14 protein-coding genes are annotated in these 18,797 nt (G+C 61.5%); 5 read left to right on the top strand and 9 right to left on the bottom strand.

Annotation, left to right across the window (positions count from 1 at the left end; all coding sequences use genetic code 11):
• Positions 1-325 precede the first annotated feature (325 nt).
• Complete coding sequence (locus DVK01_RS15475) at positions 326-1,543, top strand: glycosyltransferase family 2 protein (RefSeq protein WP_121537475.1); 1,218 nt, start codon at positions 326-328, stop codon at positions 1,541-1,543.
• Between the two features lie 27 nt (positions 1,544-1,570).
• On the opposite strand, the gene DVK01_RS15470 is transcribed toward DVK01_RS15475, so the two are convergent.
• The gene (locus tag DVK01_RS15470; RefSeq protein WP_101351440.1) at positions 1,571-2,410 is read right to left on the bottom strand and encodes a hypothetical protein; all 840 of its coding nucleotides are present in this window, start codon (positions 2,408-2,410) and stop codon (positions 1,571-1,573) included.
• A gap of 363 nt (positions 2,411-2,773) precedes the next feature.
• On the opposite strand from DVK01_RS15470, the gene DVK01_RS15465 reads away from it, so the two are divergent.
• From DVK01_RS15465 to DVK01_RS15455, 3 genes are read left to right on the top strand one after another with little or no spacing between them, the layout of a single operon-like run.
• The gene (locus DVK01_RS15465) at positions 2,774-4,219 is read left to right on the top strand and encodes a DUF58 domain-containing protein (RefSeq protein ID WP_121537474.1); all 1,446 of its coding nucleotides are present in this window, start codon (positions 2,774-2,776) and stop codon (positions 4,217-4,219) included.
• Positions 4,216-4,719 carry a hypothetical protein gene (locus DVK01_RS15460; protein WP_121512242.1) on the top strand — a complete coding sequence of 168 codons (504 nt, stop codon included), beginning with the start codon at positions 4,216-4,218 and terminating at the stop codon, positions 4,717-4,719. Before DVK01_RS15465 ends, DVK01_RS15460 begins: the two co-directional genes overlap by 4 nt.
• Positions 4,716-5,666 carry a hypothetical protein gene (locus DVK01_RS15455; RefSeq protein ID WP_121537473.1) on the top strand — a complete coding sequence of 317 codons (951 nt, stop codon included), beginning with the start codon at positions 4,716-4,718 and terminating at the stop codon, positions 5,664-5,666. The genes DVK01_RS15460 and DVK01_RS15455 overlap by 4 nt, the downstream gene beginning before the upstream one ends.
• Before the next feature lie 14 nt (positions 5,667-5,680).
• Here DVK01_RS15455 and DVK01_RS15450 read toward each other — a convergent pair whose 3' ends face one another.
• From DVK01_RS15450 to DVK01_RS15415, 8 genes are all read right to left on the bottom strand, one after another.
• Positions 5,681-6,691 carry a MoxR family ATPase gene (locus DVK01_RS15450; RefSeq protein ID WP_101350157.1) on the bottom strand — a complete coding sequence of 337 codons (1,011 nt, stop codon included), beginning with the start codon at positions 6,689-6,691 and terminating at the stop codon, positions 5,681-5,683.
• Entirely contained in the window at positions 6,684-7,778 is a 1,095-nt protein-coding gene (locus DVK01_RS15445) for a DUF4350 domain-containing protein (RefSeq protein ID WP_121537471.1), read from the bottom strand. The genes DVK01_RS15450 and DVK01_RS15445 overlap by 8 nt, the downstream gene beginning before the upstream one ends.
• Positions 7,778-8,053 (bottom strand): hypothetical protein, encoded by a 276-nt coding sequence (locus DVK01_RS15440; protein WP_101350159.1) that lies wholly within the window; start codon positions 8,051-8,053, stop codon positions 7,778-7,780. The genes DVK01_RS15445 and DVK01_RS15440 overlap by 1 nt, the downstream gene beginning before the upstream one ends.
• An 88-nt stretch (positions 8,054-8,141) precedes the next feature.
• The gene (locus DVK01_RS15435; protein WP_101350160.1) at positions 8,142-11,207 is read right to left on the bottom strand and encodes an FtsX-like permease family protein; all 3,066 of its coding nucleotides are present in this window, start codon (positions 11,205-11,207) and stop codon (positions 8,142-8,144) included.
• 7 nt (positions 11,208-11,214) lie between these two features.
• Positions 11,215-11,916, bottom strand: a complete 702-nt coding sequence (locus tag DVK01_RS15430; protein ID WP_101350161.1) for an ABC transporter ATP-binding protein — start codon at positions 11,914-11,916, stop codon at positions 11,215-11,217.
• An 83-nt stretch (positions 11,917-11,999) separates the two neighbouring features.
• Complete coding sequence (locus tag DVK01_RS15425) at positions 12,000-13,688, bottom strand: sodium:phosphate symporter (RefSeq protein ID WP_121537469.1); 1,689 nt, start codon at positions 13,686-13,688, stop codon at positions 12,000-12,002.
• 62 nt (positions 13,689-13,750) lie between these two features.
• Positions 13,751-15,364, bottom strand: a complete 1,614-nt coding sequence (locus DVK01_RS15420) for a hypothetical protein (RefSeq protein WP_121537467.1) — start codon at positions 15,362-15,364, stop codon at positions 13,751-13,753.
• Positions 15,365-15,480: 116 nt separating this feature from the next.
• Entirely contained in the window at positions 15,481-17,559 is a 2,079-nt protein-coding gene (locus DVK01_RS15415) for a hypothetical protein (RefSeq protein WP_121537465.1), read from the bottom strand.
• 209 nt (positions 17,560-17,768) lie between these two features.
• Between DVK01_RS15415 and DVK01_RS15410 the strand changes: the two genes are divergently transcribed.
• Positions 17,769-18,782 (top strand): DUF1616 domain-containing protein, encoded by a 1,014-nt coding sequence (locus DVK01_RS15410; RefSeq protein WP_101350163.1) that lies wholly within the window; start codon positions 17,769-17,771, stop codon positions 18,780-18,782.
• The last annotated feature ends 15 nt before the right edge of the window (positions 18,783-18,797 follow it).

Genomic DNA, 18,797 nt, shown 5'->3' with positions numbered 1-18,797 from the left:
AACGTACATTAGTGCCTGAATAGTGTGCCTTACTGATAGGTGCTCACTACACAATACCGTCATGGCGCGAAGAAATTCTGGCCAATCAGGGAGATGTGAGCGGTTTCGTGCTAACTATTGTTATTAATTATGAATTACCGCACCCAACAGCTTTATTATATGTTGCTTTGACATGACATCCTGTGTGGGAACTATGCGGTACCTATCAGAACTTAACCATTGACATCAGATAAAATGGGGCCTACTAGTCGTATTCGCAGAAAGCCGACCAGGGGAGTGGAGAGTGCATGCTACTAGATGCACCAGTTTCAGCCGAGGTACGGGAATGACAATACAAGCAAACCAGGCAAATCAAGCGGACAAACAGGGGATTGCAGCCAAGACTGCAGACGAGTTTCTCGTCACGCCAGAGAGTGAAGTCACGCCGGTTTTGAGCGTCGTGATGCCGACTCTCAACGAAGAGCAAGGAATCGTCGAGTGTATCGCCCGGATCAAAACAGCGGTCTCCGAGTTGCGCGTCCCGACTGAGATTATCGTCAGCGACAGTTCGACCGACGCGACACCGGAGTTAGCCCGCGAGCGAGGGGCGACAGTCGTGACCCCCGATGAACCGGGCTATGGCTATGCGTATCGCTATGCGTTCGGCAAGGCGCGGGGAGAGTACATCGCGATGGGCGATGCTGACACGACGTACGATTTCGAGATGATTCCGCAGCTTCTCGATCCCGTGAAGAACGGCGACGCGGATATCTGTATGGGGAGTCGACTTGAGGGAGAGATTCGGGACGGTTCGATGCCGCCGCTGCACAAATACGTCGGCAATCCACTGTTGACACGATTCCTGAACACGTTTTACGGGGCCGGTGTCAGCGACGCCCACAGCGGGTTCCGCGTGTTCACCAAGGACGCGCTCGAAACGCTAGAGCTAGAGACGACCGGCATGGAGTTCGCCAGCGAGATGATTATGGAAGCCGGCGCGAACGACCTCACCATCGAGGAGGTCCCGATTATCTACCACGAGCGTGAAGGCGAGGAAACGCTCGACAGTTTCAGTGACGGCTGGCGACACGTCCGTTTCATGCTCGTGAACGCGCCTGAGTACCTGTTCTCGTATCCGGCCCTGCTGCTCGTCTCTGCCGGGGCACTGTTGATGTCACTGTCAATCGCCCAGCTGTCGATCAGTGGCGTCAACTTCGGGATACAGACGATGGTGGGCGGGTCGCTGCTGGCAATCGTCGGGTATCAGGTCTGGACGCTCGCACTGTTCAGCTCCATTGCCGCGAACCCGATAAACAAACCCGATGGTGTACTCGTCGGGATGATACGGGAGCAGTTCCAGTTGGAACACGGCGCGTCCATCGGCATTCTCGCGGCTGCAGTCGGGATTCTGTACCTCGGGAGCGTGTTCGGACAGTGGCTGCTCGCCGGCGAGACGGCGTTGCCGTCAGCCACAGCGACCCTGCTGGCCTCGACAGTCGTAGTACTCGGACTACAGACCGTGTTCGGGTCGTTCTTCATGAGTATGCTCGCAGACAGCAGCTAACCGTCGGTTATCCCTTTTTCGAACGAATCAGGCCCGCGTACATCTGCTAGAGCACGCGTTCTCCGCACACGCAACGTCGGGCTGTGTTCGGTTCTCGGCAACGAACTGCCACTCGTTTCGGCCCACGCTGTCGGTACCGTTCGAATAGGTGAGCTGTCTGTACAGCCCGTTGTAGTTCATCACGCTATCGTACTCTGTCTGGGAGTAGCGCTCCTCGTCAATGCCGTCCTGATGGGCGTCGAGGCCCATCGCGTGCCCGAATTCGTGCATGAACAGCGAAGCGGTGAGTTTCGTCGAATCGAACCGCTCCATCGCCGCGACCTCAGGTCGTCCCGCACCGACGAAGTAGTCGTCCCCGTTGTAGGCGACATCGTCGGTGAGCAGGACATAGTAATAGCCGTCAGACCGGTGCTGCGAGTGGTTGGCCCGGAAGTCATAGATGTCGTTTCCGGCCCCAGCGCGGGATTTCGAGTAAACCGTCCCGTTGGCCGAGAGGTTCGTGTCGTCCGTGACGAGATGGATATCGATTCCAGTGGAGCCGTCGGGGTTCGAAACAGGTGCCTTCTCGAACGTCTCGACGATGGACGTCTGGACCGGCTCGCTGAGCGTCGTTGACTCCGTGGAATCAACCTCCACGTAGATGTCCGTTCGGAGCGGGTCCGCATCGGGAATCGCCTGTTCACAGCGGACTTCCATGCCGTCCGGATAGCCGTCGCCGTCCGTGTCCGCACTGGTCGGGTCGGTATCGTAAACGGACCGCTCTAGCGAATCGGATAACCCGTCTCCGTCTGTATCAGTGGCATTCGGGTCGGCCTGTATCTGCTGCGCGCTTGGCGTATTGGCCCCACCACCGCTAGCAGTGTTCACTTGCGGCGGCCCCCCGGCGGCTGGAAGCACGACACCAGCGAGAAGCAACATGACGAGGCCAACGGCGCCGAAACGAGCCAGCGCTGCGGTACGGAGCCAGCGGTGGCTGGTGTCGGCACAATTACCCGGTTTTTTAGATTCAGTATTAAGATTGATTTTGGAAACTGCACCTATACAGGCCCCCAATATTCGAGTTAGAATAGACATAGATGGTACCTATACGCCAATATTCTCAATTACTGGTTAAGAAGGTAATTCCCCAAATATCAATATCAATTTCGATATTGGAAACGATCATAACGCAGTGGTCTCCGGCTGTGGCTGTCGGTATCTTCAATGGGCTCGGTTCAGTAACGGAAGGCAATGCGTGTCACCCGACGGTTCTGGCTCACGCTCACTGCTGTTGGTAGTCTCCTCGTGGGAGGTGGGGTACTTGATTCACCCCTCTTGGTGGTCGGTGCTGTCGGGCTCACAGGCTGGCTACTCGCAATGCAGTTTGCGTTCGTTCGTGGCGTCTCACAGCTCAGGGACGATCTCACGGTGACCCAGTCACTCGACCGGGCCCGGGTACAGACCGGCGCCGAAACGACGTACACTCTCGAAGCATCAGTTGACACCGCCGGCGATCACCTGCCGCTCTCCGTCGAGACAGAGATTCCACTCGTAGCGCAGATGGAAGCGGGCCCCGATTCAACGGTCACTCTCGGTACATCGATGCAGTCGTCGTCGGTGACACTCCCGCTCACCTGGGAGACTGTCGGAGAGTATACTATTCCCGGAGCCACAGCGACGGTCAGCGACGGCACCGGGCTGTTTACCCAATCGTTCGCGACGGCACCAGGTCCCGAAGTACTGGTCGAGGCACCGTCAGTCGGCCCGATTCACGTTGGGCAGGGTGGGAAACAACTGCTACGCAGTGTCGGCGAACACGATGCCCGCGGGCGGACAGGTGGCCTCTCGGCCGAGGAAATCCGGAAGTACGTCCCGGGCGACGCACTGAAATACGTCGACTGGAAGGCGACTGCCAGACTCGACGAGGCGCACGTCCGCAATTACGAAGCCGAGGGGAACCGTAGCGTGGTCCTCGTCTTTGACCACCGTCAGACGCTGGGCGACGGTGCACCTGGCAACACGAAGCTAGAGCACCTCAAATCGGTCGCCGCGGCGTTCCAGCAGCGTGCCGAAACGACCCGCGATCCGCTGGGTTACGTCACTATCGGCGACGCGGGCGTAACGGAAACGAGAGTTCCAGTGGCGAGAACCGAGGCCTACAGGTCGTGCCAGCACCGGATCAACGACCTCGACGCCAACGCTGAAACGCCGGCAACAGCCCCCGCAACAGCGGCTGCCACCGGAAGAGTAACGGGGGCGGTGAATCCAGCAGCCGACACACAATCGCCGATGGAAACGGTGCTGCTCGCGTATCGAGACGCTACCGGATCGAAACGACATCTCCCCAATCAACCGCTGTACAACGGTTTGCAGACGGCCCCACACGAAATACGTAGTGCGGACCTGTTAGTTATCTGTACAGACGACAGCAGCCCGAGCGAACTGCGGAACACAGTCGGCCAGGCGAGACGCAACGCAACGGAGGTCGTTGTGTTCATCACTCCATCGGTGGCCTTCGATACCGACCGCCTCACCGACCTCGATACCGCTTACGAACGGTATCGGACCTTCGACCAGTTCCGGCGTGAGCTGAACGAAATCGACTCGGTGACGGCCTACGAGGTCGGGCCCCTAGACCAGATCTCGACTATTCTGTCCGCCGGCCCAGCCAACACAAACCAGCGGGGGTACGCATGAGTACAGCACTGAACTCGATGGGACGGTCGCGCCGAGCACTACCCACCGTGCTCGGCCTGCTTGGTATCGTCGGAGCAACAGGAGGGCTTCTCCTGGATGGACCGGTATGGCTTGGCCTCATCGGTGTTGTCCTCGGCGGCCTCTACCTGTCCGGAACAGCCGTTCTCGCGGTCGTGCTTGGACAGATAGCACTCGTCACAGTTGAGACGCCGTCACTGCTATCACTCGCCCTTGTCGAAGGCGGCCTGTTCCTCACATTGCTTTCGGTGGCTACCGAGACGCCTGACAGTCGAGTCGCCAGCAGCCTCGTCGCACTTGTCGTGCCGCTGCTCGGCGGCTTCGTCTGGCTGTCGGTCTGGCGCTGGACCATAGACCCCCTCAGGGTTGGGTTCGCCATCCTCGTCGGAACTGCCATCGTCGGCTATCTGCTCCATCGCTATCTGCTGATAGAACTCGACATCGTGACTGCAGACATCGCTTCGGATCGTGATTTCCAATGAGTCAACCTGCGCCCTCGAAACCGGATATGACAGCAGATGACACCGACCAACAAGCCGATGTTGTGCGGGACCGTCAGACACTCGAAGCGGAGCTTGAAGTATTGCGGGAGGAAAACCGTCGATTACGTGAATCGTACGCACGCGCGAGGCGAGCAACGTTCAGACGGACCGCAGTAGGCTTTTTCGCAGTCGGTGGACTGTCTCTCGTCGCGGCGTTTGTCTTTCCGGCCCTGCAAACCATCTTCATCGCGTTCGGTGGGACCGGTGTGTTTGCCGGCATCGTCACGTTCTATCTCACCCCCGAGCGGTTCGTCTCGGCGTCGGTCAGTGATACGGTGTTCAACACGCTGGCAGATGTCGAACAGCACCTCGTCAGCGAGCTGGAACTCCAGACTGAGAGGATATATGTCCCAACAGCATCCCATCCGGAGACGGCTGCGCGCCTGTTCGTCCCCCAGCACGTCGAGTACGCGGTCCCCGACCCGGAGCAGCTAGAAGAACTGTTCGTCACGGGCGTTGAGGCAGAACAGGGAATATCGCTTCCCCCGACTGGTGACCGGCTATACACCGAGTTCGAGCAGGCGATGTCGGGCACGTTCGGTACCGGTCCCGATGCAATAGCGACACAGCTGACTGCAGCCCTGTCCGAGCAGTTCGAACTCGTTGATGACACGACAATCGAAATCGATAGCGAGAATCAAACCGCTTCTATCGCCATCGACAATCCGGCGTTCGGCGATATTCACCAGCTAGATCACCCAGTGGTGTCCCTGCTTGCGGTGGGATTTGCCACGGGCCTTGATCGGCCGGTTACCGTCGATACGCGCGATGACGACCGGTTCAGCGGTGTCGTGACCGTTTCGTGGGACACACCCGAACAACCGTCACAGTCCAGTGACGCGGCGACCCCAGAACAGGAGATGGCACCGACTCCGGAAACCGACTAACTGCGGTCCGGGCGCTATTCGAACTCGCGTTTCGTTCCGCCGTCACCAACTGCCGTTTCGACGCCTGCACTGTGATCGGTGTCGGACCCGGGCGGCGTGATCGACTGAAGGATCTCTTCGATAACTGTTTCGGCACTGATCTGGCTTAGCTCGGCGTCACTGCTCATAATGAGACGATGACGCAACACCGGGAGCGCCATCTCTTTCACGTCGTCCGGAATGACATATTTTCGGCCGTTCAGACAAGCAACCGCTTTGGCTGTATTCTGCAGTGCGAGTGTCGCCCGCGGTGAGGCCCCGTGAACGACGTTTCGGTGGTCCCGGGTCGCGCCGACGAGCGCGAGAATGTACTCCTTGATGCTGTCTTCGATGTGTGTCTCAGGAACTACTGCCCGAGCGTCCAGAAGCTCGTCCCGGGAGATGACCTGTGAGATAGAGTCCGCATCGAGCGTCGGGTTCGCGTCGAACCGATCCAGTATTGCACGCTCCTCATCGGAATCGGGAATCTCGGTGACGAGTTTCATCTGGAATCGGTCGCGCTGTGCCTCCGGGAGTTTGAACGTCCCCTCCATCTCAAGCGGGTTCATCGTCGCAACGACGGTAAACGGCGTCGGGAGTTCGAGCGTCGACCCTTCGATAGAGACCTGCCCCTCCTGCATTGCTTCGAGGAGTGCGCTCTGTGTTTTCGGCGGAGCGCGGTTGATCTCGTCAGCGATGACCAGATTGGTAAACACCGGCCCTTTCTGCAGTTCGAACTCCCCGTTTCGCTGGTGATACACCGTCGTGCCAGTGATATCCGCCGGGAGCAGGTCAGGCGTCATCTGGACCCGGGAGTGCTGGAGGTCAGTCGCGTTGGCGACGAGCGTGGCAATCGTGGTTTTCGCGACGCCGGGGACCCCCTCCAGAAGCACGTGACCGCGTGTGAGCATTGCGACAGTAATATGACGAAGAATCTGCTCGTTACCGATAAGAACTGTGTCCGTCTCCTCTTTGAGACGGTCGTACAGTACCGACGGATCAGTCATTACGTTGACGTTCGGGCCGCTGTTTAATAACGGCTTCCGTTACTCGCTCCACCTGAGCGGCCTCCCAGTCCGGGTGACGGGCTCTGAGATACTTCTTGACGCCCTCCCGGGACAGGTGTGGGTTCGGCTCGCTGCTCCTCTCTTCGCGGAATCGGTCCCGGAGAGACTCGTCGAGACGGCGGTCGTACGCGAATAGCACCCCGACCAGCACGACGCCACAGAACAGTAACAGCACGTCTGACCGCTGCATGGCGAGTACGGCAGCGGCCACTGGCGGAACGCTACCGGCATGCGAGTAGTCTAGCAGTGCCGTATCGTGGTCGGCAACGAGATTCATGACAAAGCGGCGATTGTCACCGCGTTCAAGCATCGCATTCACGAAGAGGCTCGGGTCACTGACAGCAATGATCTGACCATCACCCACCGATTCGCTCGTGACGACGGGCCGAGACGCTAACTGCTCCTCGCCGTCGAGTTCGCCGTTGCCGTCGGTGTCGAGATAGGCGTATTCGGAGGTGGTGACGAGCGTCGTCGCGTTGCCGGCCCTGACAGTCGTGCCGTAGTTGAGGACGATAGTATCGACACCCGCCGTCTCCGGGTAGTTGCCGACGGGCGTCGCTTCCGGGAGCGAGGCGTTCCGGTAGTAATTCCGGTTGTCATACACTGGACGGCCGTCGAAGCGTGCCTCCGCCCCGACAGCAGCAAGCAGGGCATTTCCGTGTGGGCGGTAATCGTCGGCGACGACGAGTGTCCCGCCGCTCCGGACGAACTCAGCGATTCGTGTCCGCTCGCTGGACGAGTACGGCTCCGCCGGCGAGAGAACAACTGCAACGGTGTCGTCCGGGTCACTGGCCTGATACTGACTCACATTCGTTCCGACAGTCACGTTTGCACCAGCGTTGGCTGCGACGGTTCGGAGTTCGTCTGTCCCGTCCCACTGTGAGTTATACGCACCGAACGCTGCTGAGGACGTGCTCGCAGCGTAGACGAGTGCGATGACCGTGAGGGCGGTGTAGGCGGCGAGTAGTAGCTGTGGGAGCGTGAGCGATGGCAGCCGGGAGTCCTCAGAGAGCGGTGTCAGCGCCATCAGACCAGCCCCGGCGGTAGAATCGCAAGGATCCGTTTGATGACTACGTAGGCAAAGCCCACCAGACCGATTCCGATGAGCCACCAGAGTCGTCGCCGCCAGCGCGGCGAGACGGTCTGCGGTGCGACCAACTCGACTGTGACGAGAAACCCGATCAGCGAGACGACGAAAAACAGCTCCAGCGTCAGCGCATCCAGCAGGGTCAACACGAGGATGCTACCAAGCACCCACATGAGATGCCCGTAAATGAACTGCTGGCGCTGTCGGGTCGCCATACAACGGCGTTCTTGTCGGCAGACAGTCAAAGTTCCGACCGACAGCCGCCAGCAGGGAGTGGCTTATTTGACAACCTAGCAGTGAGAGTCAGTCGTCGCTAGACTGTCTTTCGGTAACCGAATCGTCATCGGGCGTCCGCGTTCGGTCGCCGCTCGGGAGCAACGAAACCGGTGACGCTGTCAGATACGGCACCGTTGCGACGAGGGCACCGAACAGGGCGAGCAAGACGCCGCCGACGAATATCGCTGCGAGGATGGCCGGCGGAGTCCGCGCGGAGAGGCGGAACCCGAAGAAGACGAGCCAGCCAGCCCGCTCCAGCAGCTGTAATGCAACGACTGACAGGCCAAGCGCGAAGCCGGTCGCCGGAATCGCGATACGAGCGATGTCGGCCAGAATTGTCCGCAGAATCCGCCATTGCGTCGCGCCGGTCGAGCGGTGGATGCCGATGGCCTGCCGACGCGCGTGGACCCCCTGTGCGAACGTCGCCGTGGTACTGCCGACGGTACTCAGCGCCGAGAGGACGACAAGGACACCGAGAATCAACTGAACGTTCCCGAACACGCCCTCGACAGACCGTTCGATGGGCGTGCCAGACGCGTACGACCCGCTACTTGCCACCGCAGATGCCAACCGACGGTCGCCGGTCACCTCGTACTCCGCTGTGGCGAGGGTGGTCCCGTTGGCTGTCATCCGATAGGTGTACGTTCCGGGCTGACTGCGTCCGTTATCCGGAGAGAACCGCGTTTGCGTGACGTTTCCGGGTGGCATGTAGACGGTCCGGTTTCGGGAGACACCGGGACCAATGACGCCCACAGTGCGTGTGATCGGTTCCTGCCAGGGATTTGCGAGCCCGACCCTGAGCGTTGGCGTCGTCAAGACCGACCCTGACGACGGCGATATCGACAGCTCCCCGTACAGTTCCCGCTCAGTTCCACGGACAATCTGAATGTCGTGTGTCGCCGTCTGGGTTCCGGAACGGGCCGTTATCGTGTAATTCCCCGGCTCGCGTGGCAGGGGAACGACGGCGACACCGCTCGACCCAGTTCTGACCGACGGTCCGTTCACTGTGACAGTGGCGTTCGAAACCCGCGCTCCAGTTTTCGTGACGACAGGAACGGAGAGCCCCGACCCAGGCGGGGCCTGTGACGGCAGCTGGTTCGGTATCTCGATAGCGTTCGGTGAGACGACTGACACTGAATGGGTGTACTCCCCGGCAGTAGCGTTTGCGGTCCCCTGCTTCGACGCGGTAAAGGAGACAGTGCCACTCCGTTCCTGTCCCGGCGGGACTGCCACCGTTGTAGTCCGCTGCTGGCCTCGATACCGGACTGTGACATCCCGGTCCGCACGTTCGGTACCGACGTTTCGGACGGTGACGGTGAGATTGACTGTATCGCCCTCCGTGACGCGTCCCGGGCCTGACAGCCCCGTCACGACAGCGCCCGACTGGTTGGCAGCGACACCGCCAGCATCGTCGATCCCTGCGACCGACCCTTTCACGCGAATCATGTGGACCTGCCCCGGTCCGGTCGCCAGGTCGGCTGCGGAATCACGCGGCAGAATGAGCAGGTCATCGAGCGTTCTAGCGGCGTCGTACCGTCCGACGACGGTGACCCGGCGGACTCCGGGCTTGACGCTCCCACTGACGGTCAGTTCGTCACCAACCCCGACATCAAGCGTCCGTGCGAGGTCGCTCCCGATGACGGCCTCGTCGTACCGCTGTGGTCGCTGGCCTTCGACCAGCGTGGCACCGGTGACGTTCGCGAACGCGTCGTACTCCGCCCCGTGGGCCATGTACGGCTGGCCGTCCGAGACCTGCGCGTAGATGATTTCCGGGCTGGCCGGTGTCCCGTCGGCCCGCAGAGCCGAGGCGTAGTCGGCATCGAGGCGGCTGTTCAGCGGGTGGGGCGCGCCGGCTTCGGTGATGGTCCCGGAGCCGCCCGCCCCGCCCCCGAGCGGAGACGCGAGGCCGGCCAGTGAGACGACCAGCAGGAACGTGATGCCGAACACGGTCAGCGTCGCCGCCGTCGGGACGACCGAGCGCCACGAGAGGAACGTCGGTGTGACCCAGTGCCGGACCCTCGCAAGCCCCGACTGCCCGGACTGCCCGGATTGAGTATGACGGTCCCCGAGGGCAGCCGGCGGGCGAGTCGCCGCCGGATAGGCCGCGAGCGCGCCGGCCACCAGCCCCATCAGAACAAATATGCCGGCGACGACACCGACAACAGTGGCGCTCTGCCCGGTGACGGTGATATCGAGCGCGATTGGGAGTCCAACGTAAATGGCGACGTTGACAAGCGCCTTGATCAGAATGAGTCCGACCGCGTAGCCCAGAACAACGCCAGTGGTCACGAGGAGACCAGCGCGGAGCGTAAACAGGAGTCCCACCCGCCACCCCGACGCCCCGGTCGAGCGGATGACCCGGATCGCGTCGAGTCGGTCGCGGACACTCATCCGCGTGACGTTGTAGACGACGATGAGGACCAGCAGTCCGCCGGCGGCCGCGGCGATACCAAGCGCCCAGAGGACCTGCTCCAGACCGCCGAGGACATACAGGAGTGCACTGACCAGCGGTGCTCCCTCGCTGGGCAGACTCCCCAGCCCGGTTCCGCTCGGGCTATGATCGACGACGAAGTAGCCGGTGACGCCGACCTGCCGTGCAGTCGAGGCGTTCGTCACGTACCACTGATTAGAGAGGAATGTCGTCCCCCGTTCCTGTGGCACGACAGTGAGCGAAACGGTGCCGTTCGACCCGTTGATCGCCCGAGTTCGCTGCTGGGGGACCGGTCCCCGGCCGTCAACACCGTCCGGAAGTGTCGGTAATCGACCCTCCTGCCACTGAGCCGACCCTTCGATGAGCACGCGTGGCGTATCGGGCGGGATACCGACGAGACGAACGTCGGTCCCGTTTACCGTCGCCGTCGCTGACGGGAGCACGGTGACATCCCCGCTGGGTTCCGGTGGGCCGTTTTCGGCGTCGTGGTAGGTGACAGTCCCGGAGTTCGCAAGCGGCTCAGCGAACGTTTCCGAGTACGTGACGGCAGTGAACAACAGCAGTACCGTGCCGATGAGAAACGCGGCCGTTACGGCGACGACGACGACCGTGAGCCGATCCCGTCTGGACCAGCGAAACAGGAGAGCGTTTCGGTATCCCATCGGTTCGTTAGTTCGTCTCCGTGGACGGGCTCGCGTCCGGCGTCGAGGCGGTATCAGAAACGAGCGTGCCGCCGCGGATGAACAGCCGTTCGTCGAACCGTTGTGCCAGTTGCGGGTCGTGGCTGATGACGACGAGAGCGGTTTCCGTCGATTCCTTCATGCTGAACAGGAGGTCTAGCACCGACTCGGCTGTGTCCGGGTCCAGCTGCCCGGTCGGCTCGTCGGCGAGGATAATTTCGGGGCGGTTTGCGAGCGCGCGCGCAATGGCGACGCGCTGTTTCTCGCCGCCGCTCAGCGTCGCAGGATACTGGTGTTCAAGCCCGGTGATTCCAAGGCGCTCAAACAGCGTGTCCAGCCAGTCTGAGTCGCGGTCGCCCGCGTGCTCCTGCGGGAGCGACGCGTTCTCGCGGGCGGTCAGGTCGCCGATGAGCTGGAAGTCCTGAAAAACGAACCCGAGCGTTGTCCGCCGAAGGCTCGCGCGCTGGCGTTCGGACAGGGTGCTCGCGTCCCGACCGTCGACTTCCAACCGTCCGCTAGACGGGGGTTCTAGCAGCCCGAGGACGTTGAACAGGGTCGACTTCCCGGCCCCGCTCGGTCCCTGAACGAGCAGTGCCGCGTCGGACCCGACCGTGAGTGAGACGCCGTCGAGAATCGTTGTCCCCCGTCGTGTGACACACAGCTCCGAGCCGACGAGGACGGGGTCAGTCATTGTCGGCCTTTCTGCCGGCCTCGTATTGTATGCCACGGTTACATACCCGGGAGAAACAGGGACGAGGGCCAAGCCATGTGCGCTCAGCAACTCGTCTGGTTCCCGCCAGGCCGAACGAGGTACACCGAGTCGAGACCGCGCGTGTCATAGACCACGTCGTTCTCGTAGCGCCACTCCTCCAGCGCCGCGGGCGTGGTCTTCTCGCTCCCTGCTGGGAACAGGTGCGCTCCGGTCGTCCCCCACGACGCCCGCGATAGCGTCGGGCAGTTAGGTTCCGCACCACCACCGAGCCACCGAGCAGTCGGCTGGTACGTTCCGTTGGACGCACCCGGATAGTACAAGTCGACGATACGGCTGAACGGGTGGTCGGACGCCCACTGCTCGTCGACGTGGTCCGCAGTAAACGTCGCGGCCGCGAACTGCGATTCGGTCGCTCCGGTCGGGAACGCCAGCGTGTCGAGATTGACGAACGCGATGGGCATCGTCGCAACTGCAGCAACCACGACGATGATCGTCACAACGGTTGCGAGTCGGTGGCTGTGTGTCCGTGCCGTTCTAAGCCCGCCGTCCGGTGACATCGACCGCCGATAGGCGACCGACGCGACGCCGATGCCGGCGAGGACGAACAGAGGGAGATGGACGAAGGTCTGTCCGCGAAGCGCTGTCCCGTAGTACTCCGGCGTCAGCGAAGCGGTCAGCGAAAAGTACACGATGACGATTGGCGCCAGCAGCAACGCCAGTACGACCGGGCCGATCAGTCGACGGTCGCGGCTCGCACGCGGCAGGCCGACGACCGCAAACACAACCGGAACGGCGAAGGCTGCGACTAATATCAGGAGGCCAGTCGGCGTGGTCTGTGTCCCGGGAAACACGGTCTGTAACGCGTTCGCGCCGAGCGTCAGGAACCAGAGACCAACCGCGCCGCCGATGGTCACTCGCTGCAGGCGAGCGCTCGTCCGCTGGAACCAGACAAGCGTCGCCACCAGCACGACCACCCAGGCCAGGAACAGCCCCGGATACGCGCTGATACGGTCGACGTAGGGAACCACCAGCTGGGACTGCTCCGCGAACCGGTAGTACCCCCACATATACACCCAGAAGCCTGCGACGACGGCGAGGGCAGTAACAGCGTCACGACGCGACGGAATCATAGCGAGGTGGGCGGCTAGCACTCCTGTCAGTACCAGCCCGGCAATAAGCGAACTGAACGTATGCAGGAGCGGGAAAGCAGCGAACAGGACGACCACGACTGCCCCCCAGCGACGCCTGTATCGATCCGTCGTGAGCAACCGATGGACGGCAATCGCAAACAGCGGGAGCAAGAGGAACGCCAGCGCCTCCTCGTCCGTCTGTCCGGTCCGTCGGAGATAGATGCCTTCCACCGCGAGCCCCATCCCGACCACGCCCATCGCCAGCGTCGTCCGCGAATAACGCCAGCGACCCGTCTGCGCGAGGCGTTTGACTAGCGCCATCGCGGTCAGACAGGACGCTGCACCGGTGACCGCGACGACCGGCTGGGCGATGTACAGCGGCCGTTCACCGGTGAGTGCGCCGACGACCGTCAGCACAGCGGTAAATACGATGTTGTCCGCGCGGAACCGTGTGAGCGGAAAGCTCCCCGTCCGAAGTGTGTCTCTCGCCAGAGCGACGTAGCCGAATCCGTCTAGCGTCGAGGGCAACGGTGTCCAGTGCAGCGTCGTCAGTCGGGCCGCGACTGCTACGGCCAGCACAGCCACGATGAGCAGCACTCGCCCCGTCCGGCCGTCACTCATTGGCGGGTCCTACAGCGGGTGGGTGTAAGATAGTTACCGCATTTCGATAGCCGACTCGGGATCTATGATAGGCTGTCGACCTGAAAGTCCCTAGCGCGTTCGACCGCGACTTCCGCACTGGCACGGTCCATCGAGTCTGCCGAGAAAGCCGCACGGTCGTATGCTGCCACGACGCTCCGAACCGTATCGACCTGATCTGCGCTGAGGGCGCTGTCCTCGCACCATTCGAGCAGTTCCCAGTGCGTCTTCCCGTTCTGAAGGCTCGCTGTTGCCCGGAGGTCGTCGGAGACTGACTCGTATGCCATTGTGACTGCCAAGTCGTACTCGCCGGCCGCGATGGCCTGCCCCATGCGGTCTGTCGGACGGCTAGCCGATGTGGGAGTGTCGTCGTCGGACTCGGAGGCGTTGGTTTCGTCGGTGTCAGTCGCCACGGTCGTATCAGTGACCCGTACGTTCTCAGCGTCAGTTGGCACAGTCGTCTCTGTGTCATCGGACTCGGGGACAGCATCGGAGTACAGACCAAGACGGCGAGCGATGACTTCGAGGAGCATGAGGATGACTCCGGTCACTACCGCAGCGGTGACCGGGACTGTAAAGAACGAACGGACCTCCGAGACAAGAGCCTGAAGAACGCTCTCTGGTTGCTCCGTCGGACTCGTCGCAGCGCCGCCCGAAAGGTCGATTGTCGCTGACGCTTCAGCTGTCCCAAAATTCGTGTTGGACTCGTCGAAGCGTGCCGTGACAGTCACGCTACTATCACCCTCGGGAAGGGCATCTGTGGACAGTCGCGTCTCGAAGGTCCCGTTTTCGTCCGTCTCGGCACTGCCTTGCTGCTGGCCCTCGGTCGAGAACTGAACAGACTGGCCGGGCACAGCGCGTCCGTCACCAGTTAGCACTGTCCCGTTCACAGCGATTGCCCCGTCAACGCGTGTCGCGTCCATCGATATCATCACCGGCCGAGGCTCGACTGTGATCGACTCGGCGGCACGCTCGCCCGCAATCGCGCGGTCCTCATACGGAATCACAGCCGAGACCGTCTGCTCACCCGTCGACACGGGCGGCAGCCTGATGACGGTCCTCACGGTCCCGTTACTCCCCGTCACCACGCGTTTGAACAGCGTCCCGCCGATGCGTAGTTCGATCGGGATATCGCTGACACCCGCGCCGTTGACGCGCACTGCTGTTGTGACTACCAGTTCGTCGCCGGTGGCAAGACGGGACGGCGACCGGTCGAGAGTGAGCGTCGGAGTCACCTGCGTTACGCTGACAGTGGCGGTTGCTGTGTCACCGCGATACGTCGCGGACTGGTCTGGGATGTATCGGACGGAAACATCAGTGGTACCGGTCCGTGCCGACCGGGGCCGGTACTGGAACGCGAACGAACCGTTGCCATCGGTTCTGACGAGCCGTGTTCGGTTTTCGACTTCGAGTCTCACCTGCTCGGTCGCAACAGGCGTCCCGTTCGCTGTCCGTAACGTTCCACTGATGCGAGCCGGATTCGTGTAGGAAATCGATCCGGGAATGGCCTGCACGTCGAGTGTCGTGTTCACAGTCTGGGTCTGCATCGCAGTCCCAGCACTGTCGGAAGCGACGGCTGGCGACCCGCCGATCCCGAGAAGCAGGACCAACAGGACCGTCCCGGCACCGACGAACCACGAGTGCGTGGTCGCCACCATCAGGTTTGACAATAAGTGACATACTCGTATTATCATTTCCGCTTCTGAGGGTTGAGCGACGGTATATTCAGAAATGACTGGAGCCAACAGCAGAGACTAACACGTCGGTTGGACGGTCACGGAGCCCCGTTCGATCTGATTTTGCGGGCGCGTTCGACGGCTGCTTCGGCGCGTGCCGGCTCGACCGATGTCGGTGCGAACGCCGCCGTCTCGAAGGCTTCGACGACCGTTTCGATATCTGCCATCCACTCGTCAGAGAGGCCATGCTCTCGGCTTCGCTGGACCAGTTCCCAGTGTGTCGTCCCCTCGTCAATTCCGTTTTCCACCGCTAACGTGTCGTGGACAGCGATGTACGCCACTATTGCTGCGGCGTCGTAGTTTCCGCTGTCCAGATGCGTTTCGACGCGTTCCTCGAACGTCGGACTCGATACGTCCGACGGGTCCGCCGACGGGTCTGGTTCGGTCATTGATACGTCAGCCGCCTCGGCTGGTACAGCCGCGTCCGTATCCTGAGATTGGTTGAACCGCGACACGACAAACCAGGATGCGACGACGACTGTAAGTGCCATTCCACCACCAACGACGGGTAACAGACCGTATCCGATGATCCCGTTTCCGAGGGCGGCTGTCGGGCTCTCGTCAGAACCGAACAGTATCGCCACCAGAGTATCGATGAGCAGATCGTTCTCCGAATCGGACCCGACCGGTGGGTTGCCACCACCCGACCCTGCGGCCAGCATTGCTGTTGCGGTCGCGTTACCGAGATTCGAACTCGGTTCGTCGTACGTAGCGATGACCGTAATTGACTCGTTCGCCTGCAGGTCTACGAGAACGGTCTGAAACGAGCCGTTTTGGTTCGTTTCGACGACTTCACTCACAGAATCACCGACCTGAATCCGGACCGGGCGATCCGATACTGGGTTTCCGGCAGCAGTCTGTAGGTGGCCACGAGTGAGGACGCCCTCATCTGTGCGCGATGCGCTCACTGAGAGGTCTGTCTGGGTCTCGACCACGACAACAGGGGTTTCCGACTGCACACCGGCGATAGCGCGGCGTTCGTACGGAATCCGGGCGACGACCTGGCGGTCGCCGTCGTTTACCGACGCCGGAACTCGGACGGGTGCTGTGGCGGTTCCGTTCGGCCCAGTCGTCGTCCGTGCGACGACGGTGTCACCCATAACGAACTCGACCGGAATCTTGCCGACGCCCATCGCACCGACTGCCACAGACGCCGAGACGTCAAGCCGGTCGCCGTATCCCACCGTATCCGGCACAATTTCGCCTGTTACGTCCGGCGTCACCTGCTGTACGCCTATCGTGAACGTGGCGTTGTCGAACAGGTACACCGAGTCTGCTCTCGGAACGTACTCGACCCGCACGGACTGTGACCCGAGTCCGGCCGAGCGCGGACGGTACTGCGTTTCAAACGTACCATCCGAGTCAGTCTGCACAGTCTGTGTCCGGTTCCCGATCCTGAGTTCGACCGCTCCGTCTGCGATGACCGAACCATTCTCCGTCCGTATCTGACCGGATATCGTCCCAGGGTCACTGAACGATGCAGTTGAGTCTATCGCCTGAACCGTGAGCGTCGTGCCGACGAGCGTTTCCTCACGGACCTCCGCTTGCGTTGCCGTGATGTTCTCCGTCGTCTCATTGATTTCGCTCTGTCCTGAGGAGAGGTCGACCGACGTAGCGTTCTCGATCTGTTCGAAGTTCCGGTTCAGTCGCCGGCTCCTGTCGCTGATGTTCGATGCTGTTCGCTCCATCGCACGCGCGGTAATGCGGGCTTCGCGTTCGTTGCCACGGTCGCGTGCTGTCTGATACGCTGCGTACTGTTGCCGATACCGTTGAACCTCGTTCGTGAGATTCCGCTGGTTCTCGCGCGCGGCCTCGAACTCCCTCGCAGCGGCGTCGTCCGTATCAGACGACGTGTCTCCAGCGACTTCGACGTACTGCTCTAAGCGCCTGTCATAGCCGTCGCCGAGGACCGACCGGGCCTGGTCGTACTGGTCGTTCGACAGCGCAATGCTGCTGTTTTCAAGCCGTCCCCCTATCGTCCGAGCCAGCCACGCGGCCGTTTCATCGCCGTATTCTCCGTCCGCCACTGAATCCGGATTTGCCTGTTGCGTCTCGTTGTTGTCCGTCGGCGTCTCCACTTGGCGGTCTAGGGTCGAGCCTCCAGCATCCGCTTGCACCGCTGTCACGCCACCAGCGCCCGTTATAAATCCTATGACTGCTAGAGTGACGAACACGACCCACGCCTGGCTCCGGGACACACCGAGTTGTTCTGGTGGGTTGATAAAATGCGTTCGGTTGGCTCACTGTACTCCGTTCCAGTCGGGTACTGCGACAGAAAGCAAATCAATCAGCTATTTTTTTACCGTGCCGACATGACTCACTGTCAATGGCTGAAACCCGGGCGTGGAAACTACTGCTGCCGCGCCAACTCCGCCACCTTCCGGCCGATCTAGCAGGCGTTATCGGCGTGGTGATTCTGACGAACCTAGCTGCCCTCCTGCCGGTCGTCTCCGACACCCCAGTCCGCATCGTCGCAGGACTCGTGTTCGTCCTCTTCATTCCCGGCTATGCGTTCATCGCGGCGCTGTTCCCGGAGGCCGGAAGCGGCCCGACGGCTGATGAGGAGAACGGTACGAATCCACAAGCCGACGGAATTGACGGTATCGAACGGACCGCACTCTCATTCGGCCTCAGCATCGCGCTCGTTCCGCTGGTCGGTCTGGTGTTGAACTTCACGCCGTGGGGCATCCGCCTGCTTCCGATTCTCGTCTCGCTCAGCGGACTGACGCTCGTGTTGACTGCTGTCGCGGCTGTTCGACGCTGGGCATTGCCCGCTGACGAACGGTTTCGCGTCCCGTACCGTACGTGGCTCAGTGCCGGCCGTGATGAACTGTTCTCGCCGGCTTCACGGACAGACGCAGTCCTGAACGTCCTGCTGGTCCTGAGCATCCTGCTTGCGGCCGCCAGCGTCGGATATGCCATTACGGTGCCGAAAGACGGCGAGCGGTTCAGTGAGTTCTACCTGCTGACAGAGGACGAAGACGGCGAACTCGTCGCTGACGGCTATCCGACGGAGTTTCGCCAGGGCGAGGGCCGCTCGCTGATTGTCGGTATCGGCAATCAGGAACACGAACGGACAGAGTACACCGTTGTCGCCGAGTTACAGCGCGTCGAGCGCGTCGGCAACGAGACGCAGGTCCGGGAGCGGTCGGAACTGCGACGCTTCCAGCCGACGCTAGGTCACAACGAGACCTGGCAGCGCCAACACGAGGTGACTCCCGGGATGACTGGCGACAGGCTTCGGCTCCAGTACCTGCTGTACCGTGGCTCACCGCCTGCCACCGTGGACCAGTCGACCGCATACCGAGAAGTCCATCTCTGGGTGAACGTAACCGGCTAACCCGTGTTCTCGTAG

It is taken from the genome of Haloarcula sp. Atlit-120R, assembly GCF_003665885.1.
Classification (GTDB): Archaea; Halobacteriota; Halobacteria; order Halobacteriales; family Haloarculaceae; genus Haloarcula; species Haloarcula taiwanensis.
Note: the sequence above shows the minus strand (reverse complement) of the source record. Positions and strands in the feature narration are given on the sequence as shown.